Raw genomic sequence first — 19660 nt, 5'->3', positions numbered from 1 at the left:
TCGGCCCCGTCATCCACGTCGGTCGAGCGGCGCCGGAGCGCACCGGGTGGACATCACCGACCGCGCCAGAGCCGCCTTGCGCCGCGTGATCCACCAGCACGGGGCCGTGCTGCTGCACCAGTCCGGCGGACACCGCGACAGCGGCGAGCCCCGGTGCCTGCCCATCCGGGAGTCCCGGATCGACGGCGCGGACGTCCTGCTCGGCAGCCTTCCCTGGCACACCGAATTCTGGATCAGCGGTGAGCAATACGAGCATTGGAAGCACACCCACGTGACGGTCGACGTGGCCGACGCGCCCGGCAGCTGCGCTTCGGACACGCTCGAAGACCTGCGATTCGTGCTCAGAGCACGGCTGCTCACCGACGAGGAAGCAGCGGCGCTGGCGGCAGGAGGGCCGCCGCGCACCGGAGCCGACCGGTTGGCGTGACCCCTGCACGAACGAACCGGCGGATCGTCCGCCCGGGTGGGCACGACCACCCGGGCGGACCTCGTGCGTCAGCGTCCGGGCAGGAAACGCAGGCTACGGGCCACGGTCATCAGGAACGGCTGCCACCTGTCCTTGGGGAACAGCTTCGGCGCGTCGAGGTTCATGAAGCGAGTGACCACGATCGACTGCGGTTCGGTGAACTTCAGCAGGCCGTCGGGGCCGTGGCGGCGTCCGACGCCGGAGATGCCCATGCCGCCCATCGGGGCCCCGGTGGTGCCCCACGCAGGCGCGTAGCCCTCGTCCACGCAGACCGTGCCCGCGTGCAGCCGCGCCGCGATCCGCTCGCCTTCGGACTTGCTCGCCGCCCACACCGAGGCGTTGAGGCCGTAGTCGGTGTCATTGGCCAGGCGCACGGCCTCCTCGACGCTGTCGACCGGATAGATCGACACCAGCGGGCCGAAGGTCTCGTCGCGTCCGCATTCCATCTCGTCGGTCACGTCGGTGAGCACGGTCGGCTCGAAGAACAGAGGGCCCAGATCCGGCCTGGCCTTGCCGCCGGTGAGCACCTTCGCCCCCTTCGAGGTGGCGTCCGCGACGTGCTTGGTCACCGTTTCCAGTTGCGTTTCGGAGATGAGACTGCCGATGTCGGCCGAATAGTCGTAGGCGGCGCCGAGTTTCGCGGCGTCCACCGCGGCCACGAATTTCTCGGTGAACGCCGCGGCGACCTGGCGCTCCACATACAGCCGCTCGATCGAGATGCACAGCTGCCCGGCATTGGAGAAGCAGGCGCGCACGGCGGCCTTGGCGGCTTTGTCCAGGTCGGCGCCCGCGGTGACGATCATCGGGTTCTTCCCGCCGAGTTCGGCGGAGAAGCCGATGAGCCTGCGTCCGCACTGCTCGGCCAGTGTGCGGCCGGTCGCCGAGGAACCGGTGAACATCAGATAATCGCAGTCCTCGACAATCGCGGTGCCGACCACACCACCCGGGCCAGGGACGACGGCGTGCAGCTCGCGCGGCACGCCCGCTCGATACAGCAACTCGGCGCCGGCCAGGGTGGAGAACGGGGTCTGGCTGTCGGGCTTGACCACCACGGCGTTACCCGCGATGAGCGCCGGAAGCGAATCACCGATCGACAGCAGCAGCGGATAGTTCCACGGCGCGATGACACCGACAACGCCTTTGGGCTGGTACCGGACGGAGGCGCGGTTGAGCACGGGGAATGCGCCCGGCACCCGGCGAGCTTCCAGCAGGTTCGGCGCGGTCTTGGCGAAATATCGGGCCGCGAACATCAGACCCATGATCTCTTCCTGGGCCGCCCAGCGCGCCTTGCCGGTCTCGGCTTGCACCACGTCCATCAGGAACTCGCGATGCTCGACCACCAGCGCGCGGTAACGATCCAGCACCGCGGCGCGTTCGGCCACCGGCCGGGCCGCCCAGCGTTCCTGCGCGGTTCTGGCCTTGCCGAAGGCGGCGGCGACGTCGGCCGCGGTGCCGATCGGCACGCTGCCGAGCGGTTTTCCGGTGAACGTCTCGGCGATCGTCCTGCGCTGACGGTCTGCGGGCGCCTCGATCGCGGCCAGCGCGCTGAGGCGGTCGAATACATCGGCTTCCGGCGCGGGCATCGTTGCCTCCTACTTGTGAGTAACCGAGCGATACAGACAATCTACGCCGCGCGTGGCCCGGCCTGAACCGGCCACGGGATGATTTCCGCGCCTCGGACGCCTCCGCGCCCGCGCAGGCCGACCGCACCGACCCGGTCGAGTTCGAGTTATGCCCCGAGGCAATCAATTTCGACGCTCCACCCGGCCACCCACAAGAACAGGTGTCAAGTCAAACCGAGTCCCGCTCACCGGGACAGGGCGACCGGATCGCCCGGTTCGTGGATTACGTTGTGCCGATGTTCAGAGCGAGGCTCGGGGTCCGCACCCGGATTCTGGCGATCGCGCTCATCCCGAGCCTGACTCTGCTTGTCGTCGGTGTGGGTGCTACGAGCTATCTGGTCGCGGAGGGCACCAAAGCCAAGGACTGGGCCGCCGAGAACCAGAAGGCCATCCCGTCGACCAGGGAATTGATGGAGGCGGTCGAGCAGGAACGCTACCTGACCCTCGCGCAACTGTCCGGCGACGGCACCGCGGCCACCGCGCTCGGCGCGGCCCGGATGCGGTTGGACGGGGCGCTGCGCGGCTTGGTCCAGGCCTCCGAGGGCATCCGTGACGTCGACGACTCCAAGCTCGGCGACAACGTCGCCAACTTCACCACCCTCACCCAGAATATGAGCGCCGTGCGCTCCGGCGTCGACGCCGCCGCGCTGCCGCCCTCGGACGCGTACATGTTCTACAATCGCCTGCTGGACGTCATCTCCGTGGGCACCAAAGTCGCCGAGCAGACCGCGCCGTACACCGAGATCGGCGTCCGGATCGCCACCGGCATGCGGCTTTTCAACGCCACCGAGGCGATGGCGCGCAGCAACGCGCTCGGCGGCCTGTACGTCGACGGGCCCACGCCCCCAGCCATCCCAGCCGACGAGTACGTCCGCCAGATCGGCTTCTATCACAGCGAGATCGCCGCCCTCAGCGCCGAACTGGAAGGCGCCGAGCAGCGCCACCTGCAGACGCTCACCGCGAGCCCGGCCTGGCAGCAGCTCACCACCATGGAGAACGCCGTCGTCCAGCGCGCCGTGGTCGCCGCTCAGGCGCCCTCGACCGGATCGAGCTCATCCGGCAGCGGCCGAACGTCGGGCCCGCCGCCGCTGCCGCTGAGCACGCAGGAATGGCACAGTGCCGCCGCCGAGGTCAACCGCGGCCTGATCGATGCCTGGACCACGCACAACCGGGCCTCGCAGAAGCTCGCGGAGGACAAGGCCGCAGCGGCCGCCACCCGATCCGCGTTCGCGGGCGGTGGCGTGCTGGTGGTCAGCGTGCTGGCGTTCCTCATCGCGGTGGTCATCGCCAATCGCGTCATCCGCCGGTTGAAGCGGCTGCGCGGGCAGACACTCGCTCTGGCCGACGAACGGCTGCCGGACATGATGCGCAGGCTGCGCGACGGTGAGACCGTCGATCCCGCGGCCGAATCCCCCGATCTGGACTACGGCAGCGACGAGATCGGTCAGGTAGCCAAAGCGTTTCAGCACGCGCATTCCGCGGCCGTCTCCGCGGCGGTGGCCGAGGCCCGCACCCGGGAAGGCGTGAAGGCCGTCTTCCTGAACATCGCGCACCGCAGCCAGATCGTGGTGCACCGGCAACTGGAAATCCTCGACGAAGCCGAGCAGCGGCAGGAGGACCCGGTCCTGCTCGACACGTTGTTCCGGCTCGACCACCTCGCGACGCGAGAGCGGCGCAACGCCGAGAACCTCACCATCCTCGGCGGCGGCAAACCGGGCAGGCAGTGGCGCAACCCGGTCCCGCTGGTCGACCTGGTGCGCAGCGCCGTCGGCGAGACCCTCGACTACGCCCGGGTCCGGGTAGCCCGGCTTCCGGAGATCCGCGTGCTCGGCACCGTGGTCGCCGACCTCATCCACCTGCTCGCCGAACTGGTGGACAACGCGACCTCCTTTTCGCCGCCGCAGTCGAGGGTCGAGGTTTCCGGCAACGTGGTCGGCAAGGGCGTTGTGGTCGAGATCGCCGACCAGGGCATGGGCATGTCCGAAGAAGATCAGGTCAAGATGAACGAGACACTGCGCAATCCACCGGATTTCGGAGTGGCGGCCCTGTCTGCGGACTCGCGGCTGGGGCTGTTCGTCGTCGCCCAGCTGGCCGCGCGCCACGGTATCGCGGTGCGGCTGTCGGACTCCGACTACGGCGGTGTCAAGGCCATCGTGCTCATTCCGTCCGCGCTCATCGCGACCGATGCCGGTGCGTCGCAGACACCGGCGGAGCTCACCGATCCCGGCCGCCGGGGCAGGCTCATCGGCGGCCCCGCGGTGGCAGCGGAGACGCAGACCGCTGCGCATGCCGCGCCGTCGTCCGTCGCGACGCTGCCGGACGAACCGGCCCTCCCGCGCTATGGACCCCGCCCGTATACCGAGGCGCCGACACTCGCGGGACCCGACGGACGCCCGGCGCTGCCCAGGCGCAACCGACAGACCAACCTCGCACCGCAATTGGCGCAGCCGGTCCAGGAGCAGGGCGCCTCCGCGCAGGCGCCACGCTCCGCCGAGCAGGCCCGCGATCTGATGTCCGCCATCGAGAACGGGACCAGACAGGGCCGTCGCGCCGTCATTTCCGACGAACAGGAAGGCTAGGGGTGTCCGCTTCTCCCGCAGGTGATCTGAATTGGCTGCTCGACGATCTCGTCGACCGGCTGGCCGGCGTGCGCCACGCGGTGGTGCTGTCCACCGACGGGCTACTACTGGGCCGCTCCAGCGGTATGAGCCGCGAGGACGCCGAACACTTCGGCGCGATGTCCTCGGCGCTCTACGGGCTGGCGCGCAGCGCGGGCAACCGGTTCGACGGCGGCGGCGTCCGGCAGGCGGTCATCGAACTCGACCGCGCGGTGCTGTTCGTGACCTCCGCGGGTGACAACGCCTGCCTGGCACTGCAAGCCGCCGAATCGGCCAATCTCGGCATGGTGGCCTACGAGATGAATCTGACCGTCCAGCGGGTCGGCAACTACCTGTCCACGACCGCCCGTCAAGACCTCGTCGGACATGTCGAGTAAGTCCCGCCATGACCCATCCGCGTGAGCCCTGGTTCGACGAAGCGGCCGGACCGCTGGTGCGTCCCTACGCGCTCACGCGCGGGCGCACCGCGGGCGCCGGACCCGAACTGGATATGCTCACCACCGTGATCGCAGACAATTCTGCGCCCACACTGCGACGCAGCGAACCCGAGTACGCCGATATCCTTCGGCTGTGCCGGGTTTCGCAGACCGTCGCCGAACTCTCCGCACAGTTGCGTTTGCCGCTGGCGGTGACGAAGATCCTCGTCGGTGACCTGATCGGCGACGGGCAACTGATCTTCCGTGCTCCCGTTCCGACGGAGGCCGGACCCGATGACCTCAACATATTGCGAGCGGTACTGGATGGAATCCGAAAACTTTGACCCGAGTGGCACACCGCAGCTGGCCGCGTCGGTCAAGATCCTCGTCGCCGGCGGGTTCGGCGTCGGCAAGACCACGATGGTGTCGGCGATCAGCGAAGTCCCGCCCTTGCGCACCGAGGAATTGATCACCGAGGTGAGCACCGGCATCGACGATCTGTCGGGCGTCGAGCAGAAGTCCACGACCACGGTCGCTCTGGACTTCGGCAGACTCACCATCGACCGTGACCTGGTGCTGTACCTGTTCGGTACACCCGGCCAGGACCGGTTCTGGTTCCTGTGGGACGAACTGGCGCGCGGTGCGCTCGGCGCCGTCGTGCTGGCCGACACCCGCAGGCTGGGCAACTCCTTCGCGGCCGTGGACTTCTTCGAGCGGCGGCGTCTGCCGTTCATGGTGGGCGTCAACTGCTTCGACGGCGCACCGCGCTACACCATCGACGAAGTCCGCGACGCCCTCGACCTCGACTCGGTCACCCCGGTCATGCTCTGCGACGCGCGCGACCGCAGCTCCTGCAAAGACGTCCTGCTCACCCTCGTCGAGCACCTGATCCAGCGGGCGCAGCGCGCACACGCGACCACCTGAGCGCAGCGCGGCGGCCCCCGCGGTGCGCTGCCCGCCCGAGGCTTCGAAGGCTCACACCTGCCGAAACCAGGCCAGAAAGAGCAGCACGCCACCCGCGACAAGCGCAATCGCGGCCGGAGCGGGCCATCGCGGCCCGTTCCGGCCGAGCAGTCCGCGGGTGAGCCGCAACTGGAACAGGCCCAGACCGGCCAGAACCAGCAGCCACATCGGCAGCAGACCGACGCCGAGGACGGCGTGGACCGCCCAGGCGCCCGCCAAGGTGGGCCCACCCCAGGATCCGTCCAGGTTGTCGCTCGCGACGAGCGGGAAGCAGATGCCGCGGAACGCGGCGAGGATCGCGAGGAATCCCAGGAACCAGGCCAGTAGGCCCACCCCGCCACTGAGCACCGAGTGCGACACCGACCTCGAGACCGAGAATTTGTGCGGCAGTACGGATTCGCCGAGCATCCGCCGCGGCACGCGCAGCCGGGTCGGGATCCGCCGCGCCGCCAGCGGCAGCGCGCGGAGCGCATAGGCGGCGTAGCGCAGAAGTATCCGAAACCACGACATAACGCCGACGGTAGCGCTGTCCGGGCCGCGATTCACCGCAGCAGGCCCGCCTGCACCAGATCGTCGAACAGCAACTGATCGACCGGGGGAACGAGGACGCGGTCGGCGTAGGAGAACCACGCGACCTCCTCGATTTCACTGCTCGCGGCGAGCGTTCCGCGGTAATCCGCGGTGTAACAACTCATCCGCACCACTGCCCCGTCCACCGGGCCGAGCACCGCCTCGTAGGTGCCCACGTGCGTGGCGGTTTCCGGCAGCAGCGCGACGGTGAGTTCCTCCTCGATCTCACGCAGCAGAGTCTGCAGATCGGTCTCGCCGCCCTCGCGCTTTCCGCCCGGGATGTAGAAGACGTCCTTGCCGCGCGGTCGGGCGCAGAGGATTCGTCCGCCCTCGATGCGCACCCATGCCACCGTGTCGATCAGCTGCCGCACTCGCCCGTCCGCCACCGCCGCAGCCTATCGCCGCGCGGCCTCGAACGCGGAACCGGCCGCAGCCGCCTCAGCGCGAGGGCAGGAGGGAAGGATCCTTGGCGCCGGGACCGAGTACCGGCCGCAAGTCGCGCGACACGATGCGTTCCCCGCACTCCGAGCACACCGGCTCGACGGTCCCGACGTTTCCACACGTGGCGTGCACGATCTGCACCGGAGGGCCGTCCGGCGCGGACCATTCGTCACCCCACTGACGCATCGCGGTGACGACCAGCCACAGCGAACGCCCCTTCGGGGTGAGCCGGTAGTCGTAGCGAACCGGGTTGTCCTGATAGGGCTCACGGCTCAGCACCCCGTGCTCGACCAGATGCTCGAGACGCTGGGTCAGCACATTGCGGGCGATCCCGAGGCGGGCGCGGAAGTCGTCGAAGCGCGTCACCCCGAACAGAGCGTCGCGCACGATCAGTAGCGTCCACCACTCCCCGACCACCTCGAGACATTGGGCCAGCGAGCAGTTCATCTCCTCGAAGCTCGTCCTGCGCATAGTCGTCAGCATAGTCGGTTGCTTCAAAGAACTCACTAACTTACGGTAAGTTTCATGAAGCAACTAACTGGGCGGACCATCGCCGACGAGTTCGCCCTCACCGAAACCGGCGCCGGTGGGTGGCAGGCGCGCGTCGACCGGTCCTGGCGCGGTTGGACCGGACCACACGGCGGCGTGATCGCGGCCCTGCTCATCGAGGCGGCTCGGGCAGCGGCCGCCGAACCACTGCCGGTGCGCGCCGTGGACCTCCGATTTCTGGGCCGCCCCACGGACGGGCTGCTCACCTTCCGGGCGACCGAGCACGCCGTCGGCCGCAGCACCGTCGTCCTCGATGTGAACGCCCAGCAGGACGGCAACCCGGTTGCCGGGGCGTCCGTCACATTCGGCCGCACCGTGGCCTCGGATGTCGCGGACCACCCGGGCGTGCCCGCGCCTCACGTGCCCGGCCCCGAATCCTGCGCACGCTTCGTCCTGCCACCCGAAATCGTCCCGGCGAGCGCGCATTTCACCATCCGCCCCGCGGCGGGTCCACTGCCGCTCACCGGCGCGGACGAACCGATGATGTGCGCGTGGATCGGCCTCGTCCCCGAGCTACCGGCGGACGCCGCCGCCCTCGCGATCCTCTCCGACGCCTTGCCGCCCGCCGTCTTTCCCACGCTGCGTGCGCCCGTCGCGATACCCACCGTCGCACTGTCGATGCATCTGCACAACGCGCCGACCGGCGACTTGCCGGTGCTGGTGCGCACGGCGAACGCCTCCACCGGCGACGGATGGTCGGTGGACGACACCTCGATCTGGGACCGGAACGGCCGGCTGCTCGCCTCGGCCCGCCAGACCCGCCGCGTACTCGGCTGAGACGGAGACGATCATGCATTCCCCCGCCACGGCCCCGAACCGGGACGCCGCCGACTTCCGGGTCGTGCTCGCCGTCGTCTCGATCGGCGTCCTGCTGTCGAGTCTGGACCTGTTCATCGTCAACGTCGCCCTGCCGGATATGGCCGCTGATTTCGGCGGAGCGCGAATCTCGGGACTTTCCTGGGTGCTCAACGCCTACGCGATCGTGTTCGCCGCACTGCTGGTCCCGGCGGGACGACTCGGTGACCGCCGCAGCATCCGCACCACCTTCCTCCTGGGACTGGTGGTGTTCGTCGCCGGATCGGCACTGTGCGCGACCGCCTGGGACGTCGGGTCGCTGGTGCTGTTTCGCGTGCTGCAGGCCGTCGGCGGCGCGCTGCTGACGCCCGCTTCGCTCGGCTTGGTCCTCGCGGCCAGTCCGCCGCAGCGTCGCGCCGCAGCCGTACGGCTGTGGGTCGCCTTCGGCGGGCTCGGCGCGGCCCTCGGTCCGGTGCTCGGCGGCATCCTCGTCGAATTCGACTGGCGCTGGGTATTTCTGGTCAACGTGCCGATCGGCCTGGTCGCCGTGGTGGTCGGCGTGCGGACGCTGCCCGATCCGCCGGGCGACGGCGGGCGGCTGCCCGACCTGCCCGGTGCGGCGCTGCTGGTCGGCGCGATCGCCGGCCTGGTGCTCGGGCTGGTCAAGGGCGAGGACTGGGGGTGGTCGTCGGCGCGGGTGCTGACCGCGTTCGCGGTGGCGGCCGCCCTGGCGGTCGCGTTCGTCGTCTCCTCCGCCCGGCACCACAGTCCGGTGGTGGATCCGGCACTGCTGCGCGCACCCAACTTCGCCTGGATGACCGGCAACGCGATCTTGTTCAACATCGCCTTCGGCGCGATGCTGCTGTCGGCGGTGCTGTGGGCACAGGACGTCTGGGGCTGGTCGGCATTGCGCACCGGCCTCGCCATCGCGCCGGGCCCGCTGATGGTGCCCGTGGTCGCCGTCCTGGCGGGACGGTTGATCGGCCGGATCGGCGCCGGGCCGGTCATCGCCGCGGGCGGGATCGTGTTCGGCGCGGGCATGCTGTGGTGGGCGCGGGCGATCACCCTGACGCCCGACTACGTCGGCGGCATGCTCGGCGGCATGGTGGTCAGCGGCATCGGCGTCGGGCTCACTCTGCCGACCGCCTTCGCGGCGGGCACCAGCGGGCTGCCGCCGCATCGGTTCGCCACCGGGTCGGCCGTGCTGAGCATGGCGCGCCAGATCGGCCTCGCGGTCGGCGTCGCGATTCTGGTCGCGGTGCTCGGCACACCCGCGGGCCCGGATGCGGCCCTCGACGCGTTCCGGCGCGGGTGGTCCGTGACGGCCGCAGTCGCCGTCCTCGCGGGACTGGCGGGTGCAGCCGCACGTATGCCGAAACCAGCTGCCGTGCAATCCGATTCGGTCACCGAGTCGGCCGCGGCCTGATCCGCACCCACGCTCGGCGCGGCCCGCAGGCAGCGACGCGCAAGAGGCCGAACACGACCGGGACCTGGCCGACGCAAATTCCGAGGCGCAGGTACCGAGGCCGGAGCGGGCCATGGCCGCCAGTGTCGCGGCCACGCTCCCCGGCGACGCGTTCGGCCCGGTTCCCGGTTCGTTCGGTGTTCAGGGCGCCCTCGACGGCCTGGGAACGAGTGACGCTATCCAGCCCGCACCGTGCGGTTTGCACGCCCGGCCGCCAGGGCGACAGTGCGCCACGGCCGCGTCCAGCCCGCGCCTCGGCACGGCGCACCGGCGAACACGATGATCCCGACGGCCTCCTCGGCGAGCTCCCAGACGTCCGCGATGGCGGTTGGGGCGGCCTTTCAGCCGGCCGCCTCGAGGAGCAGTTTCGCGGCCACCGTCGCCCCGTCGGCTCGGATCATGCCGGCCACGGTCCCGGCTCGCGTTCGGATCCCGGGCGTCAGGGCGGCGGCGAGCGCGGCGGACAGGGAGTCGACGGTCGGCGACGAGCCCTCGTGTGCCACGCCGATGCCCAGCTCGGCCACTCGGGTGGCCCAGTGCGGCTGGTCCGCGATCTGGGGCACGACCACTTGGGGCACGCCGGCTCGGGCTGCCGTCGTGGTGGTGCCCGCGCCGCCGTGGTGCACCACGGCCGCCACCCTGCGGAACAGTGCTTGCTGGTTGACTTCGCCGAGGACGAAGCAGTCCTCGGCGTCATCGATCGCGGTCAGCCCGGCCCAGCCGCGAGCGAGGAGGACACGGCGGCCCTGCGCGCGGACCGCCTCGATCGCCACCCGGGCCATGTCCTTCTGGATGTACGCGGCCATGCTGCCGAACCCCACGTACACCGGTGGCTCACCGGCATCCAGGAACGCCGTCAAGTCGTCCGGAAGCGGGCGTTCGTCGGGCAGGATCCACGCGCCGGTCTGCACGACGTCGAGATCCGTCATACCCTGCGACGGACACAGTGTCTCGTCCGCCGCCAGCCATGGCCGGCCGGTCAAGACGTGGTCGCGGACGTTGTCCACCGGTGGCAGACCGATCGCCGCCCGATGGCTGTTGAGCGCCGCACCGTACAGGGCGTTCACCCGCTGGGCGTCCTGCTCCCACAGCACCCGGTTGTCGGTCTCCCCCTGCGGGGACGGTGTACCCGGACGTCTCCCCGGAGGAAAGTGCCGCGACGGCAACCCGAGGAGGTGGAAGCACGCGAGCACATAGGGGATGCCCAATTTCTCGGCCACGTCCCGCGCGCCCGCAGGCATCAGGCCGGTCGCCAGCACGGCGTCGCATCCCTCGCCGGCCGCCGTGAGCGTGTCGAACCGCGCCGCGACCAGCGCGGGAGCCAGCTGGAAAGCGTCTTGCGCCGTCGGCGGCTTCGGATTGGCGACCACCGAATGCACCGTCGGGCCGAGCGGCACCAGCGGCACACCGACACGCTCCAGCAGCTTCGCGAACTCCTCGTCCGGCGGCGCGCACACCCGCGCCTGGGCGCCGAGTTCCCGCAACGCCACCGCGAGCGCCGCCAGCGGTTCGACGTCTCCGCGCGATCCCCACGTCGTCAACAACACACGCACTTCGCAACTCCCCATTTCCGCAGGCTCCGGCTTCCGGCCGGTAATTCTGAGGTACGACCCGGGTCTTGCCGCAAGCCCCCCACTCCGTTATATGTTGAAGAGGGACGAAGATTCTCGCCTTCGCCGATCTCCTCCGCCGAGAGCCACTTGCCCGCCAAAGGAGATGACAGCGAACGCGTGCCGCCCCGCCGACGTAGCCGTTCCAGGCAGGTGGCCGGAACCATTACGCAGGTTGACATCCCGATATCCGCACCATTTCATCAGCCGGAATTTCGGCCCGGTAGAGCCATCTATCGGCCCTGGCCGAGCGTGGTGAGCTCGTACCTGCCGACGAGGCCGTACTGCCGGTCCGGGAACCGACCAAGGTGTTCGCGCAGCCAGGCGCGGTCGGCGATGCCACCATGGTGGCGGCGTGGCGATATGGCATCGGCCGATTTCAGCCACGCGATGGCGTGGAAATTATGGGGCATCATGTGACGGAGTCCAGCCGTAGAAAGTGATGCAGGTCATTGCGGGATACGGCATAGTTGGGCATCGTCATCAATTCGTTTTCGGAAAGAAACCGGTTGGAGATGCCCCCGTGGCCGACCACAATTTTGCTTACGACCTCACTCTGGACGAGGTACGACGGCGCAGCGCCGTAGTCGCGGCCCTCGGAGACGGCTGGGATCCGATCGCGGCACTCGCCGAAGAAGAGCTGGCGTACGACATGCTGTATTCGAATCTCGACGACGAACAGCAGCGAATCTACGAGGAACTCGTTCAGGCCGGGATCCTGGCGGATCGGGCGACGCGCCATACCGCCTCCTGAACCCACCGCCGAGCACGAACCATGACCGATGTTCGGCGGTCGCCGCGCACCGGCCCGGCCGGGTAGCGCAGGCCATTCCCCACCTGTGGCGATGATCGCCGCGCCGCCCTCGACACCGTCCTCGCCGACGCTCTGGCCGCCCCGCCGAGCCGAGCCGAGCCCGTGGGGCCGCCCGCACCTCAATCGGCGAGAAAGCGCAGCATCACGGCGGTGTTGAACCGCCTCGTCTCGGCCAATCGGAGCTGGACGCGTTTGTCCAGCGATGGGAACAGCGGTGTCCCGCCGCCGAGCACCACGGGCAAGAGGAACAACTGGTACTCGTCGATGAGACCGTGGGGCATCAGCGAGGCCGCGAGACTCGCACCACCCACCTCCATGACGCCATCACCTCCGGCCTTGAGCCTGCGGACCTCCTCGACCGCGTTATCGCTGATCAGCGTACTGTTCCACTGAACCTCGGTGAGTGTCCGAGAGAAGACGAACTTCGGCTTCTCCGTCCAGAGCCGGCCGAACTCGCGCTCGATACGCGGCGCGTCCTCGGGCACGTGCGGCCAATACTCGGCCATCAGCTCGTACAGGCGACGGCCGTGCAGCGAGACCTCGATCTCGCGGTAGCGGTCGTTGTGGAACTGGTGCAGCTCGTCGTCCGGGTTGGTCCAGTCGATGTTGCCGTCGCGGTCGTTGATGTAGCCGTCCAGGGACACGCTGAAGCCGTAGATCAGTTTCCTCATGACCGGGTAGACCTCCTGCGCGCTGGAAACTCATCGGCGCTCATCGGGATAAGTCCGGATGAGATGTATCGGCCGAGGCCCGTCCGGCTACCGCGGAGCGGCGGTTCAGCCGACGGGAAGCTTCACCACCGGATTGGGGCCCAGATCGGTGATGTATGCGGTGTCCGCCGCGTCGACCGCCACCCCCTGGGGATTCTTCAGGCCGGTGAACGGCAGCGGGGTCGGCGTCGATGCGCCCGCCGCCAACATCACCACCCATTTGTTACCCCAGTCGACGACGTACACATTCCCCGCCGGGTCGACCGCCAAGCCCTGGGGATCTTTGAGCCCGGTGAACGGCAGCATGGTCGGCGCCTGCGCGCCCGCCGCCAGCATCCTCACCTGCTCTGTACCCAGTTCGGTGACGTAGACGTTGCCTGCCGGGTCGACCGCGACACCATCGGGACCTTGAAGCCCCGTCAACGGCAGAGTCGTCGGCGCCGCCGCGCCCGCCGCCAATCTCAGCACCCGATCATTACCCCGGTCGGCGACGAATACGTCTCCCGCCCCGTCGACTGCCACACCATGGGGATCTTTCAGGCCGGTGAACGGCAGCGGGGTCGGCGCCGCCGCGCCCACCGCCAATTTCAGCACTCGATCGTTACTCGTATCGCTGACGTAGACGTTGCCCGCCGCGTCGACCGCCACGTCCTGAGGATTCTTGAGGCCGGTGAACGGCAGCGGGGTCGGCGCCGCCGCGCCCGCCGCCAATTTCAGCACCCGATCGCTACCCATATCGGTCACATATACGTTGCCTGCCACGTCGACCGCCACACCGGTGGGCAGGCTGACGCCGGTGAACGGAAGCGCAACCTGTGACGAGTAGTCCGGAGCGACAGGTGCCGGCGAGTCGCCTGATGTCAGCTGGACAGCGACGACCACAGCTACGGCGGCCACCACAGTAGCCGCGACCGCGGCGGCGATCAGCACAGCGTTCTTGGGCACCGACCCGATTCGCCGCCCACGGGGCCCAGCCGCACCCCCGGTGGTACCGACCGCGGAATCGTCCAACGCGGCGGACGCCGCCACTGCGAGTTCACGCGCCGTCTGATAGCGGTCCTCGGGGTTCTTGGCCATTCCCTTGGCGACAACCGCATCGAACGCAGTCGGTACATCGGGTGTCGTGGCGCTGGGACGCGGCGGCGGAGTGTGCAGGTGGTGGGCGATCACACCCTGCAACCCGAATTCGCTCTCGAACGGCGCCCGGCCGGTCAGGCACTCGTACAGCACGCATGTCAACGCGTACACGTCCACTCGGGCATCGGCCTTCACCCCCGCGCTGATCTCCTCCGGCGCCATGTAGGTGACGGTGCCGATGGTCTCGCCGATCGTGGTCAGCGTGCGGTCGTCGGTGGCGTGGGCGATTCCGAAGTCGATCAGGGAGGCGAACTCATCGGCCCCCAGCAGAATATTGGAGGGTTTGACATCGCGGTGGACCAGCCCGGCCTCGTGGGCCGCCTGCAGCGCGCCGGCCACCTGCGCGATGATCGCCACTGCTCGCCGCGGCGACAAGGCTCCTTCGCGCGTGAGCACCGTGCGCAGGTCGGTGCCCTCGATCAAGCGCATGTTCAGATAGAGCCGACCGTCGATGTCGCCGAAGTCGTGGATGGGGATCACATGCGGCTCGGTCAACTGCGCCACCGCCCGGCATTCCCGGCGGAACCGCTCGCGCAGTTGCTCGTCATCGGCGAAGCGTTCGGGCAGCACCTTGAGCGCCACCACCCGATTGGTCAGCGAATCGTGCGCCCGCCACACCTGGCCCATGCCGCCCTGACCCAGCAGCGACAGAAGGCGGTAGCGTCCGAACGCCTCCGCCGGCCCCTGAGTTGTGTCCCCTCCCCCCAGTAACGTGTCATCCATCGTGCCGTCCCATGACCGCCCGACTGGCAAACCGTGTACTCGATCGCCTCCAACCGCAGCCCGAGCGGGTGGACCCACACCGGTTGAATCAGCCAGGCCGGACAATCGAGAGTCGGCGGGCGAATTCCCCGGCCATGCTCTCGCAATCACGCGGCCGGGCACCGCTCACCACCGGTGCGAGCGCGCATCGTTCCCAGTACCGACAACCTGTCGCGGATTCAGTCTACCTCGGACCCCTACGACCGAATTCGTGGAAACCGCGTCCAGCCCTCGGAGGTCGGGACTACTTTTTCCGTTGATTCACGAATTTCGCCTGCCGGACTGCCAGCTCGTCGCCGAACACTCTCGCGCGAGGCGACTCGAACGCGAGGAGTGACTGCGGCCGACCGACAGCCCGACAAGTTCAGATTCATCAACCGTTACGCGCAGGTCGGGGTAGAGCGCTACTCGCACCATCGTGCGGGAGAGCACATCTCGGGTGGAGCGGCAGCGCAGCATCAGACGAGCCGATTCCCCCGGCCTCCGGCGACCGAGCCCGTCAACTACCCACGCACTTTCGGTCAGCCGATGCTGTCGACCTTGCGAGAGCGGTTCAGTGCCAGGCCGCCGAGAACCACGCCGATCAGTCCGAGCACCATGGCCGCCCAGGATCCGACTATCCCGTTGCCGGTGCCGGGACCGCCGGCGGCGGTGGCCGCGAACACGCAACCGAGGATCAGGCCGACCAGCCCGGCGACCAGCGCTGTCACAGAAAGATTGCGACCGCTGCCCGCACCCGTGCGGGCCAGAGCGAGGCTGCCGAACACCACGCTGACCAGTCCCACCAGCGCGGTCAGGGTGGGGAGCAGTCGCCCCGAGGTCATGCCGGTGACGGCGGCGGTCTGCTGGACGGAGGCAGCTGCCGGTGCGGCAAACGTGATACCTCCGAGCAGGGCGGTCGCCGCGACGGCGGATAGATGACGGACGGACATGCGGTCCTCCTCGTGTCGAATGGCTGGGTGTCGCTTCATCATGTCGGCAGGACGTGCCGTCGATCGTCGTGCGGACGTCGACTTTTTCTGCTGCCGCCGACGCCGTAGCCGACTACCGCGGGCGTGGTAGAAGCAGTGGATACCACGTCCGTGGTAGTCGATCGATCACCCGTACGGAGAAGTTGCCCAGGCCGAGTTCCGACTAGGGTGCACGCATGAGCAGGGCGCGGATCCGCATCGGGGGCTGGGCGGTCGCCGTCGGCGCCGCCGCCATCCTGCTGACAACCGGCCTTTCGAGGCAATACTCCACCACGCTCGATCCGCTCGGCTCTGTGTTGCTGACCGTCTCCGGTCTGGCGCTGGCCGCGTGTCCCCGGGCCCCGGTCGCCGTGCTGGCCGTGACGGGCTCGTGCGTATTGGGTTACCACGCAATCGGTTTCGACGTGCCTGCCGTAGCCTTTCTGATCGCCGTGTACGCCACCGTCCGCGCTGGGCATCGCTTCATCGCGGCGGCGGGATCGGTGCTCATGGTGTTCACGCTGCCGTTCGCGATGCTGGTCTCGCACCCGGGATGGTCTTTAGGCGAGGCGTTCACACAGGCTCGTGGCGCCCTCCAGTTGGCGTGGTTGATCGCGGCAGCGGCAGCGGGTGAAGCACTGCGGCAGGCCGAACGGCGTGCTGACGAAGCCGAGCGCACCCGCGAGGAGACCGCGCGGCGACGCGCCGACGAAGAGCGGCTGCATATCGCGCGGGAACTACACGATTCGCTGACCCACCAGATTTCGGTCATCAAGGTGCAATCCGAGGCCGCGGTCCACGTTGCTCGCAAAAGAGGCGAAACGGTGCCGGAAGCCCTGCTGGCCATCCGGGACGCGGGACGCGAGGCGGCTCGGGAACTACGTGCAACACTGGAAGCACTACGTGACGAGGCAGCCACCCCTCGGCAAGGACTCGAGGATGTCCCGGAACTAGTGGAACGCGCCCGCACAACGGGTTTGGACGCGACACTGACGATCGAAGGTCAACGCCCGGTCGTACCGGCCGCGGTGGACCGCACCGTCTACCGGATCGTTCAGGAGTCGTTGACCAATATCTCCCGCCATGCCGCCGCCGCGACCGCATCGATCCGCATCGACTACCAGACCGACGCCCTGGTCGTACAAGTGGAGGACGACGGCACCGCCAGACCGGACGATTCACCTGTGCACGGCGTCGGATTGCTCGGCATGCGGGAACGAGTCACCGCCCTCGACGGTCGGCTACAGGCGAAACCACGCGCCACGGGCGGCTTCTGCGTCCGTGCCGAATTCCCAGTGGAGCCCTCATGATTCGTGTCCTGCTGGTCGACGACCAATCGCTCATTCGCAGCGGATTCCGCGCCCTCCTCGACCTCGAGGAGGACATCGAGGTGGTGGCCGAGGCGGCCGACGGGCGCGAAGGTCTGGCACTGGCCAAACGACATCTGCCCGATATCGCGCTCATCGACATTCAGATGCCCGTCGTCGACGGTATCGAGGCGACGCGGCGCATCGCGGCGGACCCGGCCCTGTCCGGGGTTCACGTCGTCATTCTGACCAATTACGGCCTGGACGAGTATGTCTTCCACGCGCTCCGCGCGGGCGCGGCCGGATTTCTCGTCAAAGATGTTCTACCGGAAGACTTCCTGCACTCCGTGCGCGTCGCCGCCCGCGGCGACGCGTTGCTCGCACCGTCGATCACCCGCCGCCTGATCGACCGATACGTGTCCCAGCCCCTGAACGCCGGCACCGGCACGAGGTTGAAAGAACTGACCACCCGCGAACGGGAGGCCGTCACCCTGGTCGCCCAAGGGATGTCCAACAACGAGATCGCCGCCCACATGGTCATCAGTCCCTTGACTGCAAAAACCCATGTCAACCGGGCCATGACCAAGCTCCACGCGCGTGACCGCGCGCAACTGGTGGTCCTCGCTTACGAATCCGGTCTGATCGCCCCGCGCGTACCCTGACCTCCCCCTGGACGGACGAGTGGGGAGACGAAAACCCGTTCCAGCAGGGCGTACAGACAGTCCCGGTCGTGGTCGTCGAGCCTGTTCAGGCCGTCTTGGGTGGCGCGCATCTTCGCGCGGATCGTGTCGGTTACCTGCTCGCCCTCGGGCGTGATCACGAGATTGGTAACGCGCCGGTCGGAGTCGCTGGCCTCCCGTCGCACGAGGCCACGTTTCTCCAGCCGGTTGATGATTCCGGTCACGTTGGAGGCATCGCAGGCCAAGGTCTCGGCCAGAGCGCGCATCGCGACGGGCCCCCGGCGCAGCACGGTCAGCGCCTTGCCCTGGCTCGCTGTCAGGTTCTCACTCGCCGCGGCGACGGTGAAGTCGCCGTAGTAGACGCCGAGCGACACCGAGAGCAGCTCCATCAGCTGGGCCGTGTCGACGCGGGGAGCTTCTGCCATAGCAGCCAGCCTATCCGCAGAAACTTGACTATCTCAAATATTTACCCCTAGCGTGTGGCCATTGCTTGAAGTTCTCAACCATCGCCGCCGTACCCCCGAGGAGTATCCAGTGATCGTCACCGCGTCCGACGCCTCTCGCACAGCCGAGATCCTGTCCCGGCCCGTCGCGCTGAACGGCCTGACCGTCCCCAACCGCATCGTGATGGCGCCGATGACGCGCATGTTCTCCCCTGGCGGCGTTCCCGGTGACGATGTGCGGTCGTACTACGCCCGCCGCGCCGCCGCCGGCGTGGGCCTGATCATCACCGAGGGCACCTACGTCGGCCACGAGTCCGCTGGTCAGAGTGATCGCGTGCCGCGGTTCCACGGGGAAGAACAGTTGGCGGGGTGGGCAAAGGTCGCCGAGGACGTACACGCGGCAGGCGGCACGATCATGCCGCAACTGTGGCACATCGGCATGGTCCGCAACCAGGGCGACGCGCCCTACCCCGATGCGCCCGCTGTGGGCCCCTCCGGTATTCGCGTCGACGGCACCGAGGGTCTCGGCAAGGCCATGACACAGGGTGACCTGGACGACGTCATCGGCGCCTTTGCCGAGGCCGCTGCGGACGCCGAACGCATCGGCTTCGACGGCGTCGAATTGCACGGTGCGCACGGCTATCTCCTCGACCAGTTCCTGTGGTCGCGAACGAACCGCCGCGACGATGTCTACGGCGGCGGCACCATCGCCCGCACAAGGTTCGCCGCCGAGGTCGTGGCCGCGGTTCGCGCCGCCGTCTCGCCTGATTTCCCGGTGATCTTCCGTTACTCGCAGTGGAAGCAGGAGGCCTACGACGCAAGGCTCGCCGAGACCCCGCAGGAGCTGGAGTCGATCTTGGCTCCGCTCGCCGCGGCGGGCGTAGACGCCTTCCACGCCTCCACCCGCCGCTACTGGCTCCCCGAGTTCGACGGCTCGGACCTGAATTTGGCAGGCTGGACCAAAAAGCTCACCGGCAAGCCCACCATCACCGTCGGCTCCGTCGGTCTGGACGGCGATTTCCTCCGCGCCTTCACGGGTGAGGGCGCCGAACTCGGCAGCCTCGACAACCTCCTCGATCGCCTCGAGCGCGAAGAATTCGACTTGGTCGCCGTCGGTCGCGCCTTGCTCCAGGACCCGGAATGGGCGTCCAAGGTCCTGGCGGGGCGGATCGACGAGCTGAAGCCGTACGACGCGGCGGCATTGAAGACACTGAGGTAGGCCAACCCCCTCGGCTGTAAGGGTTCTCGCCCCTGCGAACCATGCCGGGGCGAGCCCCCCGATGAAGCCACCGGGCCCGGGCTACATGCCCGGTCCTCGGGGTGAGATAAACATAATTAGATG

21 protein-coding genes are annotated in these 19660 nt (G+C 68.5%); 11 read left to right on the top strand and 10 right to left on the bottom strand.

Annotated elements, in window-relative coordinates; translation table 11 throughout:
* The first annotated feature begins 46 nt into the window (after positions 1–46).
* On the top strand, positions 47–427 hold the full coding sequence (locus NNI01S_RS06220; RefSeq protein WP_063018313.1) for a DUF779 domain-containing protein: 381 nt from the start codon (positions 47–49) through the stop codon (positions 425–427).
* 68 nt (positions 428–495) lie between these two features.
* On the opposite strand, the gene NNI01S_RS06215 is transcribed toward NNI01S_RS06220, so the two are convergent.
* Positions 496–2049 carry a succinic semialdehyde dehydrogenase gene (locus NNI01S_RS06215; RefSeq protein WP_063018311.1) on the bottom strand — a complete coding sequence of 518 codons (1554 nt, stop codon included), beginning with the start codon at positions 2047–2049 and terminating at the stop codon, positions 496–498.
* A gap of 275 nt (positions 2050–2324) precedes the next feature.
* Between NNI01S_RS06215 and NNI01S_RS06210 the strand changes: the two genes are divergently transcribed.
* Genes NNI01S_RS06210 through NNI01S_RS06195 form a run of 4 tightly spaced genes read left to right on the top strand, consistent with a single transcriptional unit; the run spans position 2325 to position 6046 of the window.
* Positions 2325–4667 carry a sensor histidine kinase gene (locus tag NNI01S_RS06210; protein ID WP_063018309.1) on the top strand — a complete coding sequence of 781 codons (2343 nt, stop codon included), beginning with the start codon at positions 2325–2327 and terminating at the stop codon, positions 4665–4667.
* Positions 4668–4669: 2 nt separating this feature from the next.
* A complete protein-coding gene (locus NNI01S_RS06205; RefSeq protein ID WP_063018307.1) occupies positions 4670–5083 on the top strand; it encodes a roadblock/LC7 domain-containing protein in 414 nt (137 codons plus the stop codon).
* Positions 5084–5091: 8 nt separating this feature from the next.
* Complete coding sequence (locus NNI01S_RS06200; protein WP_063018305.1) at positions 5092–5466, top strand: DUF742 domain-containing protein; 375 nt, start codon at positions 5092–5094, stop codon at positions 5464–5466.
* On the top strand, positions 5447–6046 hold the full coding sequence (locus NNI01S_RS06195) for a GTP-binding protein (RefSeq protein ID WP_063018303.1): 600 nt from the start codon (positions 5447–5449) through the stop codon (positions 6044–6046). Before NNI01S_RS06200 ends, NNI01S_RS06195 begins: the two co-directional genes overlap by 20 nt.
* 51 nt (positions 6047–6097) lie before the next feature.
* On the opposite strand, the gene NNI01S_RS06190 is transcribed toward NNI01S_RS06195, so the two are convergent.
* The 3 genes from NNI01S_RS06190 to NNI01S_RS06180 are packed head-to-tail and all read right to left on the bottom strand — an operon-like array spanning position 6098 to position 7567.
* On the bottom strand, positions 6098–6595 hold the full coding sequence (locus NNI01S_RS06190) for a hypothetical protein (protein ID WP_063018790.1): 498 nt from the start codon (positions 6593–6595) through the stop codon (positions 6098–6100).
* Between the two features lie 32 nt (positions 6596–6627).
* Positions 6628–7041 (bottom strand): NUDIX hydrolase, encoded by a 414-nt coding sequence (locus NNI01S_RS06185; protein ID WP_084488547.1) that lies wholly within the window; start codon positions 7039–7041, stop codon positions 6628–6630.
* 52 nt (positions 7042–7093) lie between these two features.
* Positions 7094–7567, bottom strand: coding sequence for a winged helix-turn-helix transcriptional regulator (locus NNI01S_RS06180; RefSeq protein ID WP_063018301.1), 474 nt, complete (start codon positions 7565–7567; stop codon positions 7094–7096).
* A gap of 54 nt (positions 7568–7621) precedes the next feature.
* On the opposite strand from NNI01S_RS06180, the gene NNI01S_RS06175 reads away from it, so the two are divergent.
* The gene (locus NNI01S_RS06175; RefSeq protein WP_063018299.1) at positions 7622–8422 is read left to right on the top strand and encodes an acyl-CoA thioesterase; all 801 of its coding nucleotides are present in this window, start codon (positions 7622–7624) and stop codon (positions 8420–8422) included.
* A 13-nt stretch (positions 8423–8435) separates the two neighbouring features.
* Positions 8436–9866, top strand: coding sequence for an MFS transporter (locus tag NNI01S_RS06170; RefSeq protein ID WP_063018297.1), 1431 nt, complete (start codon positions 8436–8438; stop codon positions 9864–9866).
* A gap of 380 nt (positions 9867–10246) precedes the next feature.
* Here NNI01S_RS06170 and NNI01S_RS06165 read toward each other — a convergent pair whose 3' ends face one another.
* Together NNI01S_RS06165 and NNI01S_RS06160 are read right to left on the bottom strand one after the other, a co-directional pair.
* A complete protein-coding gene (locus NNI01S_RS06165; protein WP_063018295.1) occupies positions 10247–11458 on the bottom strand; it encodes a glycosyltransferase in 1212 nt (403 codons plus the stop codon).
* A gap of 290 nt (positions 11459–11748) precedes the next feature.
* On the bottom strand, positions 11749–11931 hold the full coding sequence (locus NNI01S_RS06160) for a hypothetical protein (RefSeq protein ID WP_063018293.1): 183 nt from the start codon (positions 11929–11931) through the stop codon (positions 11749–11751).
* Positions 11932–12038: 107 nt separating this feature from the next.
* Between NNI01S_RS06160 and NNI01S_RS06155 the strand changes: the two genes are divergently transcribed.
* Positions 12039–12269: a DUF6400 family protein gene (locus NNI01S_RS06155; protein ID WP_063018291.1), complete on the top strand. Its 231-nt coding sequence runs from the start codon at positions 12039–12041 to the stop codon at positions 12267–12269.
* A 179-nt stretch (positions 12270–12448) separates the two neighbouring features.
* On the opposite strand, the gene NNI01S_RS06150 is transcribed toward NNI01S_RS06155, so the two are convergent.
* The 3 genes from NNI01S_RS06150 to NNI01S_RS06140 all read right to left on the bottom strand — a co-directional run bounded on the left by NNI01S_RS06150 (position 12449) and on the right by NNI01S_RS06140 (position 15870).
* Positions 12449–13000, bottom strand: coding sequence for a dihydrofolate reductase family protein (locus tag NNI01S_RS06150; protein WP_063018289.1), 552 nt, complete (start codon positions 12998–13000; stop codon positions 12449–12451).
* Positions 13001–13105: 105 nt separating this feature from the next.
* Positions 13106–14899 carry a serine/threonine-protein kinase PknD gene (locus tag NNI01S_RS06145; protein ID WP_063018287.1) on the bottom strand — a complete coding sequence of 598 codons (1794 nt, stop codon included), beginning with the start codon at positions 14897–14899 and terminating at the stop codon, positions 13106–13108.
* 560 nt (positions 14900–15459) lie between these two features.
* Positions 15460–15870, bottom strand: coding sequence for a DUF6223 family protein (locus NNI01S_RS06140; protein ID WP_063018285.1), 411 nt, complete (start codon positions 15868–15870; stop codon positions 15460–15462).
* 215 nt (positions 15871–16085) lie between these two features.
* On the opposite strand from NNI01S_RS06140, the gene NNI01S_RS06135 reads away from it, so the two are divergent.
* Both NNI01S_RS06135 and NNI01S_RS06130 read left to right on the top strand, forming a co-directional pair.
* Positions 16086–17198, top strand: a complete 1113-nt coding sequence (locus NNI01S_RS06135) for a sensor histidine kinase (protein ID WP_063018283.1) — start codon at positions 16086–16088, stop codon at positions 17196–17198.
* A complete protein-coding gene (locus tag NNI01S_RS06130; protein ID WP_063018281.1) occupies positions 17195–17857 on the top strand; it encodes a response regulator in 663 nt (220 codons plus the stop codon). The genes NNI01S_RS06135 and NNI01S_RS06130 overlap by 4 nt, the downstream gene beginning before the upstream one ends.
* On the opposite strand, the gene NNI01S_RS06125 is transcribed toward NNI01S_RS06130, so the two are convergent.
* Positions 17821–18300 carry a MarR family winged helix-turn-helix transcriptional regulator gene (locus tag NNI01S_RS06125; protein ID WP_063018279.1) on the bottom strand — a complete coding sequence of 160 codons (480 nt, stop codon included), beginning with the start codon at positions 18298–18300 and terminating at the stop codon, positions 17821–17823. The genes NNI01S_RS06130 and NNI01S_RS06125 overlap by 37 nt on opposite strands.
* Positions 18301–18409: 109 nt before the next feature.
* On the opposite strand from NNI01S_RS06125, the gene NNI01S_RS06120 reads away from it, so the two are divergent.
* A complete protein-coding gene (locus tag NNI01S_RS06120) occupies positions 18410–19537 on the top strand; it encodes an NADH:flavin oxidoreductase (protein WP_063018277.1) in 1128 nt (375 codons plus the stop codon).
* Positions 19538–19660 lie beyond the last annotated feature (123 nt).

Origin of the sequence: Nocardia niwae NBRC 108934 = DSM 45340 (assembly GCF_001613465.1) — a bacterium.
Lineage (GTDB): Bacteria > Actinomycetota > Actinomycetes > Mycobacteriales > Mycobacteriaceae > Nocardia > Nocardia niwae.
Note: the sequence above shows the minus strand (reverse complement) of the source record. Positions and strands in the feature narration are given on the sequence as shown.

Coding starts and splice junctions, on each gene's coding strand:
- NNI01S_RS06130 (WP_063018281.1), top strand. CDS start 17,195: ATGATTCGTGTCCTGCTGGTCGACGACCAATCGCTCATTCGCAGCGGA.
- NNI01S_RS06160 (WP_063018293.1), bottom strand. CDS start 11,931: ATGATGCCCCATAATTTCCACGCCATCGCGTGGCTGAAATCGGCCGAT.
- NNI01S_RS06190 (WP_063018790.1), bottom strand. CDS start 6,595: ATGTCGTGGTTTCGGATACTTCTGCGCTACGCCGCCTATGCGCTCCGC.
- NNI01S_RS06195 (WP_063018303.1), top strand. CDS start 5,447: ATGGAATCCGAAAACTTTGACCCGAGTGGCACACCGCAGCTGGCCGCG.
- NNI01S_RS06135 (WP_063018283.1), top strand. CDS start 16,086: ATGAGCAGGGCGCGGATCCGCATCGGGGGCTGGGCGGTCGCCGTCGGC.
- NNI01S_RS06140 (WP_063018285.1), bottom strand. CDS start 15,870: ATGTCCGTCCGTCATCTATCCGCCGTCGCGGCGACCGCCCTGCTCGGA.
- NNI01S_RS06180 (WP_063018301.1), bottom strand. CDS start 7,567: ATGCGCAGGACGAGCTTCGAGGAGATGAACTGCTCGCTGGCCCAATGT.
- NNI01S_RS06145 (WP_063018287.1), bottom strand. CDS start 14,899: ATGGATGACACGTTACTGGGGGGAGGGGACACAACTCAGGGGCCGGCG.
- NNI01S_RS06170 (WP_063018297.1), top strand. CDS start 8,436: ATGCATTCCCCCGCCACGGCCCCGAACCGGGACGCCGCCGACTTCCGG.
- NNI01S_RS06215 (WP_063018311.1), bottom strand. CDS start 2,049: ATGCCCGCGCCGGAAGCCGATGTATTCGACCGCCTCAGCGCGCTGGCC.
- NNI01S_RS06150 (WP_063018289.1), bottom strand. CDS start 13,000: ATGAGGAAACTGATCTACGGCTTCAGCGTGTCCCTGGACGGCTACATC.
- NNI01S_RS06200 (WP_063018305.1), top strand. CDS start 5,092: ATGACCCATCCGCGTGAGCCCTGGTTCGACGAAGCGGCCGGACCGCTG.
- NNI01S_RS06175 (WP_063018299.1), top strand. CDS start 7,622: ATGAAGCAACTAACTGGGCGGACCATCGCCGACGAGTTCGCCCTCACC.
- NNI01S_RS06125 (WP_063018279.1), bottom strand. CDS start 18,300: ATGGCAGAAGCTCCCCGCGTCGACACGGCCCAGCTGATGGAGCTGCTC.
- NNI01S_RS06210 (WP_063018309.1), top strand. CDS start 2,325: ATGTTCAGAGCGAGGCTCGGGGTCCGCACCCGGATTCTGGCGATCGCG.